At 59.9% G+C, this 12,551-nt stretch carries 10 protein-coding genes, 1 tRNA gene and 1 pseudogene; 5 read left to right on the forward strand and 7 right to left on the reverse strand.

The window, feature by feature from the left end; translation table 11 throughout:
* Positions 1-126: 126 nt before the first annotated feature.
* A complete protein-coding gene (locus ACIU1A_RS32205) occupies positions 127-1,242 on the reverse strand; it encodes an HlyD family secretion protein (protein WP_404926186.1) in 1,116 nt (371 codons plus the stop codon).
* A gap of 4 nt (positions 1,243-1,246) precedes the next feature.
* Positions 1,247-1,567: a DUF3302 domain-containing protein gene (locus tag ACIU1A_RS32210; RefSeq protein WP_404926187.1), complete on the reverse strand. Its 321-nt coding sequence runs from the start codon at positions 1,565-1,567 to the stop codon at positions 1,247-1,249.
* Between the two features lie 585 nt (positions 1,568-2,152).
* Between ACIU1A_RS32210 and ACIU1A_RS32215 the strand changes: the two genes are divergently transcribed.
* From ACIU1A_RS32215 to ACIU1A_RS32230, 4 genes are all read left to right on the forward strand, one after another.
* The gene (locus tag ACIU1A_RS32215; RefSeq protein ID WP_404926188.1) at positions 2,153-2,680 is read left to right on the forward strand and encodes a hypothetical protein; all 528 of its coding nucleotides are present in this window, start codon (positions 2,153-2,155) and stop codon (positions 2,678-2,680) included.
* A 370-nt stretch (positions 2,681-3,050) separates the two neighbouring features.
* The gene (locus ACIU1A_RS32220) at positions 3,051-3,470 is read left to right on the forward strand and encodes a hypothetical protein (protein WP_404926189.1); all 420 of its coding nucleotides are present in this window, start codon (positions 3,051-3,053) and stop codon (positions 3,468-3,470) included.
* 1,125 nt (positions 3,471-4,595) lie between these two features.
* The gene (locus ACIU1A_RS32225; RefSeq protein WP_404926190.1) at positions 4,596-4,970 is read left to right on the forward strand and encodes a helix-turn-helix transcriptional regulator; all 375 of its coding nucleotides are present in this window, start codon (positions 4,596-4,598) and stop codon (positions 4,968-4,970) included.
* Positions 4,957-5,991: a tyrosine-type recombinase/integrase gene (locus tag ACIU1A_RS32230; protein ID WP_404926191.1), complete on the forward strand. Its 1,035-nt coding sequence runs from the start codon at positions 4,957-4,959 to the stop codon at positions 5,989-5,991. The genes ACIU1A_RS32225 and ACIU1A_RS32230 overlap by 14 nt, the downstream gene beginning before the upstream one ends.
* Positions 5,992-6,064: 73 nt before the next feature.
* On the opposite strand, the gene ACIU1A_RS32235 is transcribed toward ACIU1A_RS32230, so the two are convergent.
* The 4 genes and pseudogenes from ACIU1A_RS32235 to ACIU1A_RS32250 all read right to left on the reverse strand — a co-directional run bounded on the left by ACIU1A_RS32235 (position 6,065) and on the right by ACIU1A_RS32250 (position 10,929).
* A tRNA-Gly gene (locus tag ACIU1A_RS32235) sits at positions 6,065-6,138 on the reverse strand.
* 108 nt (positions 6,139-6,246) lie between these two features.
* A pseudogene (locus ACIU1A_RS32240) lies at positions 6,247-8,138 on the reverse strand (acyltransferase family protein).
* A 202-nt stretch (positions 8,139-8,340) separates the two neighbouring features.
* Positions 8,341-9,831 (reverse strand): hypothetical protein, encoded by a 1,491-nt coding sequence (locus ACIU1A_RS32245; RefSeq protein WP_404926192.1) that lies wholly within the window; start codon positions 9,829-9,831, stop codon positions 8,341-8,343.
* 69 nt (positions 9,832-9,900) lie between these two features.
* Positions 9,901-10,929, reverse strand: coding sequence for a glycosyltransferase family 2 protein (locus tag ACIU1A_RS32250; RefSeq protein WP_140564793.1), 1,029 nt, complete (start codon positions 10,927-10,929; stop codon positions 9,901-9,903).
* Between the two features lie 441 nt (positions 10,930-11,370).
* On the opposite strand from ACIU1A_RS32250, the gene ACIU1A_RS32255 reads away from it, so the two are divergent.
* Complete coding sequence (locus tag ACIU1A_RS32255) at positions 11,371-11,634, forward strand: DUF6460 domain-containing protein (RefSeq protein WP_140496599.1); 264 nt, start codon at positions 11,371-11,373, stop codon at positions 11,632-11,634.
* A gap of 3 nt (positions 11,635-11,637) precedes the next feature.
* On the opposite strand, the gene ACIU1A_RS32260 is transcribed toward ACIU1A_RS32255, so the two are convergent.
* The gene (locus ACIU1A_RS32260; RefSeq protein ID WP_140513273.1) at positions 11,638-12,540 is read right to left on the reverse strand and encodes a histone deacetylase; all 903 of its coding nucleotides are present in this window, start codon (positions 12,538-12,540) and stop codon (positions 11,638-11,640) included.
* Positions 12,541-12,551: the final 11 nt, after the last annotated feature.

Genomic DNA, 12,551 nt, shown 5'->3' on the forward strand with positions numbered 1-12,551 from the left:
GCCCGAGCGCAGCACCGACAACGTCCCGACGTCGGCTGTCGTGGCCGAACCGCCATTGTCCGGCATGAAAGGCTCCAAGCTATCCTGGACATTGCACGCGCACCGACGGACGTGGCTTCCGATCAGCTAAACAATATAGTTCATCCAACTTTTCATGCGCAGCAGAATGCGCCGAAGAACCGCCACCGAGGCCAAGTGCGTGCTGTATACGGCCACCTGAGCTGTTGCTCCGGCAGGCAGCTGGTAACCTGAAACATCGTCGGTGATATCGATACCCACAAGGGCGACACCTTGTGTCTGTCCGCGATCCTCAGGATTGAGAAGGGTGGGGCTCGCCTGCAACTGACCTTGCGAAACCGCGTCGACAAGCAGGCTGACCTTGCCCTCAAATACCTTCCCAGGAATAGCGTCGAATGCAATCTCTGCTTCCTCGCCAGGCGTCAGGCGTTGAACGACAGCCTGCGGAAAGGCTGCTGCGAAGATTCTGTCGCCCTGGTGGATAAAAATCATGGCCGGTGCCGTTCCTGCCATCATGCCAGGGCGGAGGAAGAGCTGCGTAACATAGCCGTCAGTCGGTGCTCTAACCGTGGTTTGGTCGAGGTCGTATTTGGCATCGCTTAGGTCAGCCGTCAGTCTGGCGACCGTCGTGTTTACGCCGCCAATCTCGGACGCATATGCCAATCGAGCTCGTTCCAGCGCCGCCTGATTCTCTGCCAATGATTGGTTTGCCGCCTCAAGGTTGTGAGACGCCGTGTCGACGGTAGCCTGCGCAACCACCTTATTAACAAGCAGTTCCGTCTGACGATCGAATGTCTGCTGGGCCAGATCGATCTGAGCCTGAGCTTTCGCAACGCTGGCGGTAGCCTGGTCCTGCGTCGACTTGAGCTGCTTGACACCTTGCTCCGCCTCTGCGACCGCCGCTTCCTTCTGTGCAACGACGAATTTGTAACGCTCCGGATCGATCTTGAACAGGACGTCACCCTTCTTAAGGGCAACGTTTGGTTCAACCGGGACTTCGACCACACGGCCTTTCACTTCGGGAATGATGGGCGTGGTGAAGAAATAGAGGCGTCCTTGCGTCGTGAACGGGTGATTGTAATTCAGGGTCGCTAACAGGCCGCCCACGACAACCACACCTCCTAGGCATGCGGTGGTCGCCGTCCATTTGTTGACGGGCACACGAAGGAATTTGAAGATGAGAACGCAGACCGCAGCGTAGCCGAGGAGCAGCAGCGCGCCCATGGTGTCACCTCACGATCTGCTGTGCGCGTTCAAGCGCTGAAACGCGTCTATCGAGTTCGAGGAGTTCGCCGGAGGTTTCTGAGACTGTGGTCGGTGAAACTCCCCAGCCGCGATCTGGGCGATAGAGAAACGCCCAGATCCATAGGAAGGGCCACAGCGCACCCAAGGTGAAAAGGCTGACCCAGGTCGCAGCCCCGATAGCGTCCTGATGGGGGTGATTGCGGGCCTTGGCGATCTCATAAGGGATTGCCCAAACCGCAACCGCACCGTAGGCGACCAGCAAAAGCACAATGATCAGGGTAATGAGCGCGACAATATTGAGCATTGTTGTCCCCGCGTGAGGCCAAGTGCGCCCGTCTTTAGAGCCAGGCTTCCATGTCGTGTCGAACTAAGGCTCCAGTGGAGCAAATACGCGTTCAACGAGAACGTTTCGACACCCACTTAAGCTGAGGCAATGCCGCTCGCTGCGGAAGGTAACTAACTGTATCCTACCTCAGAATTACGGTCAGTCGGTATTGGCGAGGCCGGCTTTCTTTAGCGAGCCGATGAAGAATTCGACGTCAAGCTCGTCTATCCAGTTGCCTTTCATGAAGTTCCTCCTGTTCGGGCGCTGCAGCGCCGAACACCTTGATGATCTACGTCTTCGCACCGGGAAAAGGCGAACCGGCAGGTCTAAACAGCGGCCGGCCTGGGCCTAAGGCGAAAGATTGGCCAACTAATCCGCGGAGGGGACATAACTAACGTTATGGTACGCCGATATCGGGTCGCCCAGGAAAGCTGGGTTGGAAATCCTCGATCGATCTAACACGGGTAGCATACAGTTAGTTACCTTCCCCCAAGGGCGGAACGGCAGCACTTTGAGCGGGTGCCGAAATTCCAATCACACTCCAATCACACGGGGGGAGTATTTATGCGAAACTTCATGACACTCATCGCAGCAACGTCAGTGGCACTGTCATCCCCGATGGCAGCCTACGCACAAAATCAAAATCCCCTGCCCAAGGCCAGCGACGTGCTTGTCCGATACGGGGACGACATCGAGGGCTGGACTGTCTATGCAAATAAAACTCGCGGAGATTGCTTGATCGTGCGCCAGGATGGCCCAAGTGCTGTGCAAATGGGCGTTACCGCAAATCAGGAGGTCGGGTATCTTGGCGTGTTCACGAAGATGGATATCGGCCTTCGGAACGGCAACCAATCGCAAATCTTCGTCTCCATGGCCGGCCATCTTTATAGTGGTGTGGCCACCAGCACGAGCGGCGAACTCAAGGGCGGATATTCCGGCGGCTACATCTTGACAGACGACCCGAAATTCAAGCGCGACGTGGCGAAGAAATATAAAATGATCGTGTTCCCGGAAACCAAGGGGACCTTTGTCGTCGATCTGAAGGGCACTTACAAGGCAATGGCAATCGGCCGCAAGTGCCTCCAGCACTGACCGCCCGCCTGCGCAACGACGCTGTGGCTTGGGATTGCCCAAAGCGGCTAGACCGGGGTATTGCGCGGTGCGATCATCGTTATCCCATGAGGTCAGATAGAGGCAGCCTAAGCACCCGGTTTGAAGCGGCGCTAGGCGTTCTTTCTGGTGACTGTGCCGAAGATAGTTCCCCCTGGCTTGCCGGGGCTCAGGCAATTTGTGGCTGGTCGTCCTGAAGGAAAGCTCGTTGGTCTGCCCCATCCACGGTCGTTGCAGTTGATCCGACATGCCGGCAGGGGCTCGCTCGAACTAACTGCGAAGCGCCGAGCTTTTGGTTGGCGGGCTAATTGAGCTGCTCAGCCGCGTGCCAAGGGATAAGTACTCGAAATGCGTGGCCTATCTCGATGGCTTGGATCTAGCCGTTCGCGACGCCTCCAACAATAACTGCTGGCACAATCTCGGACAAAGCGTGCGAGATGCAATCGAAGGCATGTCGATTGATCGTCGTAGGCGCGGCCTAGCCATTTCTGCGGGCCTGAAGAGAAGGCCTGCAGGAAGCATTACTCGCGGTCCGGCAGCTGGTGTCGCCGCAAACAGGCAGAGAGCTCTGCACACTGCCAACAAAATAAAGCCAATTGTGGACGTAATGAAAGCGGAGCTACCACGCGGCGCGGAGCTGTCGCCTTCTGCCCTCATGCATCGCCTTAACGATCTCGGCTTCAAAGGCCCTCGTTCAGACAAATGGTCGTTAAATGCTGCAAAGCGCTATCTCACGATCCTCACTGGCCTAACCCCTGCTGGCGACAACTGAACTAAGCGCTGGGCATCTCCCTTTGCGAGTGCACGCGTGCAGGACACGTCGGGGCGACACACAGGTCGTCGCCGGTGAGTTCCTGAGACCTCGTCGCAGTCAGTGACTGTCGTTTGCTCGGGAGGTACCTGAGAGCTCCCCTGCAGAAAGGCGACTTTCGCCACTAAGTGGCGCGGGGGCAGACCGACCACTGAAACGTGGCCGATCTCTAAGCCACCCGGCGGCTGAGGCTGGCTGGTGTCGCCGCCTTTCCTTCCCGCTTTATTCCATGGGAGGTAAGCGGACTGAATTCGGCATCGAAGCAGGACGAAGGCAGGCCGAAATGCCTCCTTTGCCGAATTAGGGCGTTCTATCGATACATCGCTTGTGTCGAGATATGGCCTCCACCACAACAGAATCTTACTGTTGGAAGCCCGTCGCTCGGAGGCGGGGCAGCTAGTCGTCCCGCTCGAGGCCCCAGTGGCTGAAAATACATATTCGGCCTTGCAGGGTAAGGCGTTGTGCCTCCTCGCGGGCAACGTCAGCAGCGGTTTCGACAGTTTCGCGCTGCTTGGGGCGTCAAGCGCGATCTCGTCGCTCAATGCGCTTGCCGGTGCGCTCTTTGCCAGGTCCATCAGCAGTTTGCGATGTTGACAGACCGGCGAAAAAGCTCATTTCGGGCTCCGGGTGCCAATATAATGTAAAACTCTGTCAACCTGGGACTGAAATCATTGGCTTTTTGTTGTCGGAGAAGTTGACAGCGGAACGCTTCAAATTGGCATTTTCGGTCGCTTTGCCTTGGAATGTTGACAGTTTTGCTTGGAAATGCCAAGAAAATCGGTTGTAGTGTCAACATACGAAATCAACTTTAGGTTGCGCACGACCGCGAGAGGAGGATTGGAACCCCAAACATCGGTGGTGCCCCAACGCATCCCCATCGCATCTCGATACCGCACCTAGGACTTCGATGGTCTCCCATGGGGATCCACCGCACTGTTCCTCTTCGGCGGATGCTGGCCATTCCCCGGATTTCTCCAGAGCAGGTTTTCGAGTTGGATTAACATGGCAGACCTATTCCAATCTCGATTTGAACCTAATTGACGCTGCGTAAAGTGCAGTCCGCTTTCTATTTCGCTATAGGTAAAATTGCGTATCACCGCGAGCATCCCGTCAACGCTTCCTCTTCTCTCTCACACCAATGTGCACGATGAAGCTCCGCTCCAACTGAACACCATGCAGATCGTTGCCTCCCTCATTCACGCCCTACCTGCAAATGAACGCAGGTGCTTCGACCGCAAGGAAGCGGCATCATATCTGGGCGTGAGCCCCGCACATCTCGACAAACTTGTGAAGAACGGCTTGGCGCCCCAGCCAATTGGATTCCTGGGCCGCAAAGTCTGGGATAAGGCGGTGCTCGACCGTCTGCTTGATAGCCTCTCCGGCATTGCCGGCTCTTACGGCGATAACGACCATCTTGATCGCGAGCTCGCCGAATTCGAGGCGAAGCATGGTCACGCTTGAACTGAAAGGCCTTCACCGGGTCAGATCCAAGGGGAGGGTTTACTGGTATGCCTGGCGTGGCGGTCCGCGGGTTCTCGGTGAACCTGGAACCCCTGAATTCGTCGCTTCATACAACCAAGCGATCGACAGCGTCACGACACCCGACAACAGTCGTTTCCGATCCCTGGTGGCGCTTTACAAGGCCAGCCCCGATTATAAGAAGCTTGCCCACTCAACGCGGCGCAACTGGGGACCCTGGCTTGACCGCATCGCCGACCATTTCGGCGAGTTGCGGATCGCGCAGTTCGATCGGCCTGAGAGGATCAGGCCGATCATCCGGCAATGGCGAGCCAAATATGCTGAGAAGCCCCGGACGGCGGACTATGGCATGCAGGTATTGTCCCGCGTGCTCTCCTACGCTGTCGATCCGCTGGGAAAGATCGCTTCCAACCCGTGCGAGGGGATCAAGCAGATCTACAACCATTCGGACAATGATCGCTCAGAGATCATCTGGACGGATGGCGATATTGCGCATCTGAAGAAGACGTGCTCAGTCGAGATTGCGCACGCCATCGACCTGGCGGCCCATACTGGCCTCCGCGCCGGAGATCTCCTTCGACTGTCCTGGTCCCACGTCGGCGAGGATGCGATCGTCATTCCCACGGGCAAGAGCGGCCGCCGCCGCGAGGCGATCATCCCGCTTTACCAAGAATTGCGTGACGTCCTCGCGCGCATACCGAAACGCTCTCCGGTCATCCTGACGCACAGCAAGAAAGGGCCTTGGGCGCCGGGTAGTCTCACCAAGGCGTTCGACACGGCGAAGGAGGAGGCCTGGTCGAAAGGCGACAATCTGCACTTCCACGATTTGCGCGGCACTGCCGCGACGAAGTTCTACCTTGCCGGTCTCACCGCGCGCGAGATCGCCGAGATCATGGCATGGGAGGAGAACACCGTTGAGCGGATCATTCGCCGCTACGTTGGTCGCGGTGCTGCGATCAAGGAGAAGATCCGCAGGCTCAACGAGGTCAGATCGAGAACATAGGCTGTAAAACTACCTGTAAAACCGCCCACCTCGATCGCGGGCGCCTCCAAGCTCGAATCCTTGCGGCTTATGCTGGAGCGGGTAGCGGGAATCGAACCCGCGCGTTCAGCTTGGGAAGCTGACAGGCTACCATTACATCATACCCGCGCAGCAGCCTCGTTACCATGAGGGCTGGCCATCGGGCAATCGCAAAGCGGCTCACTTTCCACACGGTACCGTCCCAGCGACCGGCGCGCCGCATGCCGGTTCCGTCTGCTATCTCACTTTCGCGATCTCGGTGCCGGCTGCAAAGCTCGGCCAGTATCTCGAGATGGCGAGTGCTGCGCCCGCGGAAGAGAAGTGACCATAGTCGAAATAGAGAAATTGCTTGTTGCCGGCATCGGCATACGAGCAGCCTGCGGCGTCGCACAAATAGGTCAGCGGGTCTATGAAGTCAGCGCCTTTGACGAAGGGCAGAACCCGCTTGTTGATGTCCGGATCCATGGCCATCGGCCAGGACATGTTCGCGGTATCTCCTCGTCTTGCGAAGAAGGCGATTTTCTGGACGTCGGCGATGAATTCGGGAGACTGGCCGATGACGTAGACCTTGACGCCCATCTGGCGAAGCCGGTCGATCGTCTTCTGGAGACCGCCGAAGCCCCTGACCTCGTAGTCGGTCCATCGGCCACTCAGGATCACGGCCTGAATGTTGGCTTCGCGGATGATCGACAGGGCTCGCTCGTTGAAGCTGGTACAGGCAGGTCGGGCATAGGAAAAATAGGTCAGGTCCGGGGGCAGCCGGCATAGGTGTATTGGATGACGTTAGCCTGGATTTTCTGGGCGTTGGCTTCAAGTCCCGAGACATAGTGGGCGGCGAAGGAATCGCCCCACAACAGCACATTGGTGGCAAAGCCGCTCGTTCGGGTGCAGGCGGCAAGGTTCCAGTCCTCGATCCGGTTCGAGCCTTCGTTGAAGCAGATGCCGTTGCGCCAGTCGCCAACCTGGATCCGTTCCGTTGAAAAGTCCGGGAAGCGTTCCGGAAAACCGTTGCCGAGCGCCCCGGCCACGCCGCCGACGCAGAGCAGGACGATTGCCGTCGCGGAAAAGGCGAAGATAGGCAGCGGTGCGGTGTAGGCCCGTTTCCGCCGAAACGGCTGCTCGACATATTTCCACGAGAACGCCGCCAGGGCGAAGCTTGCCACGGTCATGGCGATGATCGTCGGCACGCCGATGGCTTTCAGCGAAACGTAATGGACGAAGGAATTGATCGGCCAATGAACGAGGTAGAGCGAATAGGAAATGAGGCCGATCCAGACCAGCGGCGGAAACTGCAACACCCGCGTGGCGATGGTTGCCGGCCCCTGTTCGCCCGCCCTTTCGTGGCCGGCATAGATGAGCAGGGCGGTGCCGATGCAGGGGAACAAGGCATTGTAGCCCGGAAAGGGGTCGCTCTCTGAAATCGTGACGAAGCCGAAGGCGACCATGGCAAAGCCGGCGAGGCCGATCAGTTCCATTGCCGGCCGGTTGGCAAGTGCCGGCGGCTTTCTCAGCATCAGCATGGCCCCCAGCGCCAGTTCCCAGATGCGCGTCGGCAACAGGTAGAAACCCGCCGTGGGCGCCATCGAGGTCGCCATGACCGCCAGGGCGAAACTGCCGATCGCGATCGGCAGCAATATCGTCAGCCAGCGTTTCGAGGCATAGCGATAGATCAGGTACACCAGTATGGGCGCGAAGATGTAATATTGCTCTTCGACCGAGAGCGACCATGTGTGCAGCAGCGGCCGCAGCTCGGCGTCGATCGAGAAATAGTTCGTCGTCTTCCAGAAATAGATGTTCGACCAGAAGGTCGAGGCCGCGATGACGCTGAGGCTGAATTCGTGCAGGTCCGACGGCAAAAGGATGAACCAGGCGGCAATGCTTGCAAGCACGATGACGAAGGTCAGCGCCGGCAGGATGCGCCGCGCGCGGCGCCAATAGAAGCGGCCGATCGAGAACTGGCCGCGTTCGAGATCGTCGAGCAGGCTGCCGCTGATCAGATAGCCCGATATGACGAAGAAGATGTCGACGCCGGTGAAGCCGCCTGGGATGGCGGACAAGCCGAAATGAAAGAGGACGACAGGCAGCACCGCTATGGCCCGCAGGCCGTCGATGTCGCGTCTGTAGTTCATGCGGCCGGTTCGCGCGCCATGGCCGGCGGCAGTCGTGGCGCACCCGGTTCACCGGCCCATGCGGCGGCATTGCCGCGATGCGAGAAAGCCTTGATTCTCGATCCCACTTTGTTCGTCCTCTCCGGTGCAATTTGCTGCACCGCAACATCGGTGTCAAGGCGAATGCTGGAGGGCCGAAGCCGGTTTGGGCTGGCGCCGCGGATCAGGCGCCGGGCAGGTAGATCACGGCGTATTCGTCCGCGTAGGCCCGCTTCCAGCCCAATTCCTCGAAGAAGGGAATGCGGGTGTCGCCGGCCGCCAGCAGCGCCCAGCCTATGGCGTATTTCTTCAGCCGGGCCTCGAGCAGTGGTTTGCCGTCACTGTGTCCGGTCGCGTCGTCGGCTTTCGTGAACCCGTCCAGGAACAGCTGGTCCGTCCTGCCGTCGATGTAGGTCTTGATCCCGTGGAAGATCAGCGTGCCGCCGAAATTGTAGGAATTCAGCACGTTGCCGGACAGCTGCTGATCCCTTGCGAAGGCGAGTGCTCCGCTGGCGGACGTCTTCGGGCTCGGCGCGATCTGTTGGACGCTGCCGAGGACCGAGACCGCGCCGATCAGCAGGACGGCCACCGCGCCTGAGATGGCGTAGTAATGCCTGGCGAAGAAATTTTCCAATCCGTCGCGCTTTTGCGCCAGCCAGGTCGCGGCTGAAAGTGCGGGATATTGCTGTGCGACCTCAGCCATGATCACCAGCGGAACCAGCAGGAAGAACAGGTACATGAACCGCTGGTGACTGAGATAGGCATGCAGGGTGAAGAGGATGAACAGCGCCTTGGCCCAGCCGATCCGCAGCCGTGACACCAACAGCCCGAAAAGCGCCAGCAGCATCACGGCTTCCTTGATGAGCTCTTCCTGGGCGTTGAAGGGCCGCCATTCCAGGATTAGCGGCACCGCCTCGTTGCCATAGGCGACGGTAAGCGTCGCCAGGATGGCCTTGACGCCATAGGGATGGACCAGGCTGACCACTGGGCAGAGCAGGCCGAACGCGACCCATTTCGCCAGGAGAACCGGTTTCGACAGGCCTATGCGCGACAGGAGATACAGACCGGCAAAGCCGGCGATGACGAAGCTCAAGGTGAATGTGGCATGCAGGTTCGCCCACAACACGACGAGCGCGAGCAGCCACGGGGATGGCGCTCTTTCCTCCTGCGCCGCGCGAAACAGCATTGCCGTCCAAATGACGATGATTGGCAAAGTGAAGACGTGGGGGCGCGCCGTATAGATCGGGGCGACAAGGAAAGCCGCGACGAAAGCCAGCACCACCGCTAACACCGGCTTCAGCCATGCGCTGAGGAACCATCCCATCAGGAAGACTGTCAGGCCGATCGTGGCGATGATCAGCGTGACGACGCCATTCCAGCCACCGGCGCTATAGGCGAGCGCCAGAAGCACCTGCCCCAGCCATTCCTTGGCGATCCAGGGCTGGCCGGCGAAGGTATAGGAATAGGGGTCGACGGTCGGAAATGTCCGGTTCGCCAGGAAATCCAGCCCGACCTTCACCTGCCACCAGCTGTCAGGATCCAGAAGGAGGGAGTTGGCATGCCTCATCAGCACGTAGGCAACGGTGCAGGCGCAGAAAAGACAGAACAACAGCCTGCTGCGCTGTGCATCCTCGAGCGACGGCGTAGCCATCGCGATTGCCGTGGCTTGGTTCATGTCGCGGCTCCCGGCCATTTCGCGTTCGTTCCGGTCGAGAGGTCCCGTCGCGGCCGGTCGATCGTGGCCTTAGCCACGCGCGGCTCTCTTCACCATTTCCTGGAGGCGGTGGACAGGCAGGTCCTGGTTTTCGACGGCCACATCGCTTCGCGAAACGATCTCGTTGACGAAATAGAGCGGCCGCCGCTTCGTCTCCATGTACATCCGGCCGAGATATTCGCCGAATATGCCGAGCACCAGAAGCTGAACACTGCCCAGGATCAGCATGATCGCGGCAAGGCTGGTCCAGCCCGGCAGGACGTTTCCCAGCGACCATTCGAGCAGCGTATAACCGAGCACGACCATCCCCAGCGCGCCGGAAAGCATTCCCAGAAGCGAGGCAAACCGCAACGGCGCGATGGAAAAGCTGGTCATCGCGTCGACAGCCAGGAGAACCATTTTCTTCAGCGGATAGTGGGTGGCGCCGGCGAAACGCCGTTGCCGCTCATAGGAGAAGGCGGCCTGTCTCAGCCCGATCCAGCTCACCATGCCGCGAATGAACCTGTAGCGCTCCGGCATGGCGTTCAGATGGTCGAGGGCGCGGCGGCTCATCAGCCTGAAATCACCGGTGTCCGGCGCGATCTCGACGTCGACCATCCGGCGCAGCAGCCGGTAGAACATCGACGCGGAAGCCAGCTTGAACCAGCCTTCGCCATCACGCTTGGCCCTTTGACCGTAAACGACGTCGAAGCCTTCATCCATCTTCGCCATCATCGCGCCGAGCAGTTCAGGCGGATCCTGGAGATCGGCATCGAGAATGAGGATGCGCTGGCCCCGGCAGAACTCCAGCCCCGCGCTCAGCGCGATCTGGTGGCCATAGTTGCGGGCAAGGTCGATGGCGACGACATGGTCGTCCTTTTGCGCCAGTTCGAAAACGGCCTCGCGGGTGCCGTCGGTCGCCCCGTCGATGACGAGCACGATCTCGTAGGAAGGGTTTTGCGCCAGGCAAGCGGCGGTGACGCGTCGGTGAAGCTCAGCCACGCCGTCCCGCTCGTTATAGCACGGCACGACAACCGAAAGCATGACCGCGCGGCGCGCGCCGATTTTTTCCGCTTCCATCAAAGCCTAGCTCCCGCTCCAGGAATGGCAATAGCGGCAATTGGTTAGAAAACAGATAAGCCGGCCGCGATCAGCCGCCGCCGGCTGCTCGCCTGCCATGCGCCTATGGTCGCCGGCTTGGTACCGGGGCACGATCCGCGTTAACGAGTTCCTTCGGAGCCTTCGACGGTGCGCTGTTGACGGAGCCTTGAACGGATAAACCCGCCTGTGCGGCGGGTCCCTGGCGCAACTCAGCACCATAGCCAAATATCTACCATAGTTGCCTTCACCCCGTCAAGGAAAAAATTCCTATCATGAAAAGCCGGCGGCACCGCCGGACCGGCCGTCATAGGCTTTGTCAGCCAGGTTCAGAGCCTTGGCCCGCCCGGCTTGAAGCGGGGCGGCCAAGTGCGTATTTCTGATCCTGTCGCCGAATCGGGCGATCAGAGCCGGAGACAGGTCTTGTCCGCATTGACGCGCTTTCTCGGCGACACCCCGCTCAGGGTACTCCTGAAGTTGCTGGTGGTGTCGTTCCTCGTCGGCCTCGTCATGACCGCCTTCGGCTGGTCGCCGATGGACGTGCTCTATGGCATCCGCAAATTCTTCCTGGATCTCTGGAATCTGGGCTTCCATGCCATCGACCGCTTCCTGGGTTATATTCTGCTGGGTGCGGCGATCGTGGTTCCGGCGTTCATCCTGCTCAGAATCGCCAACTACAGGAAATAGCGGTCAGGCGTAGTCCGCCGCCGCCTCGAACAGAATGGCGTGGCGCGCCGCGAGCGCGGCTACGTCGGTAGAATAGCCGCCGCCGATGACGCCGCATAGCGCGATGCCGCGCGAGCGGAAGTGACCGATGACCATGGCGTCGCGGGCACGAAGCCCGTCGTTTGAAAGCGCCAGCCTGCCGAGCCGGTCCTCGACATGGACGTCGACGCCGGCATTGTAGAAAACGATGTCCCAGCGCGCATGGGCGGACAGCTCCGGCAAGATGGCGATCAGCCTTTCGAGATAGGCGGCATCGCCCGTGCCGTCGGGCAGTGCGACATCGAGGTCGGAGGCGATCTTGCGCGCGGGATAGTTGTGCTCGCCATGCATGGAGAAGGTGAACACGCGCGGATCGCCGGCCAGGATGTCCGCCGTGCCGTCGCCCTGATGCACATCCAGATCGACCACGAGTATGTTCCGCGCCGCGCCTTCGGCGAGCAGCACCAGCGAAGCGACGGCGACGTCGTTGAAGGTGCAGAAGCCCGCGCCTTGCGCGCGCCGCGCATGATGGCTGCCGCCGGCGGTGTTGCAGGCGATGCCGTGGCGCAAGGCCAGCCGGGCCGCCAGTACGGTGCCGCCGGTGGCGAGTTGGGCGCGCAGCGAGACGCGTGGGCCGACCGGAAAGCCGATCTCGCGTTCGATCTTGTCCGGCACCGAACAGCTGATGACCTGGTCGACATAGTCGGCCGCATGGGCAAGCTTCAGCCATGGCGCCGGCGCCGCTTCCGGCATGCTGAGCGCCCCCTGCATGGCCAGTTCGCGTGCGTGCAAGGCCTCCATCAGCAGCGGATATTTGCTCATCGGAAAGCGATGGTTGACGGCGAAGCCGGCGTCGTAGTCGGGATGATGGACGATCTGGAGGGACATGAACCGGATCC

The organism is Mesorhizobium maamorense (assembly GCF_044998965.1).
Taxonomy (GTDB): Bacteria; Pseudomonadota; Alphaproteobacteria; order Rhizobiales; family Rhizobiaceae; genus Mesorhizobium.

Coding starts and splice junctions, on each gene's coding strand:
- ACIU1A_RS32210 (WP_404926187.1), bottom strand. CDS start 1,567: ATGCTCAATATTGTCGCGCTCATTACCCTGATCATTGTGCTTTTGCTG.
- ACIU1A_RS32215 (WP_404926188.1), top strand. CDS start 2,153: ATGCGAAACTTCATGACACTCATCGCAGCAACGTCAGTGGCACTGTCA.
- ACIU1A_RS32230 (WP_404926191.1), top strand. CDS start 4,957: ATGGTCACGCTTGAACTGAAAGGCCTTCACCGGGTCAGATCCAAGGGG.
- ACIU1A_RS32260 (WP_140513273.1), bottom strand. CDS start 12,540: ATGTCCCTCCAGATCGTCCATCATCCCGACTACGACGCCGGCTTCGCC.
- ACIU1A_RS32205 (WP_404926186.1), bottom strand. CDS start 1,242: ATGGGCGCGCTGCTGCTCCTCGGCTACGCTGCGGTCTGCGTTCTCATC.
- ACIU1A_RS32245 (WP_404926192.1), bottom strand. CDS start 9,831: ATGAACCAAGCCACGGCAATCGCGATGGCTACGCCGTCGCTCGAGGAT.
- ACIU1A_RS32250 (WP_140564793.1), bottom strand. CDS start 10,929: ATGGAAGCGGAAAAAATCGGCGCGCGCCGCGCGGTCATGCTTTCGGTT.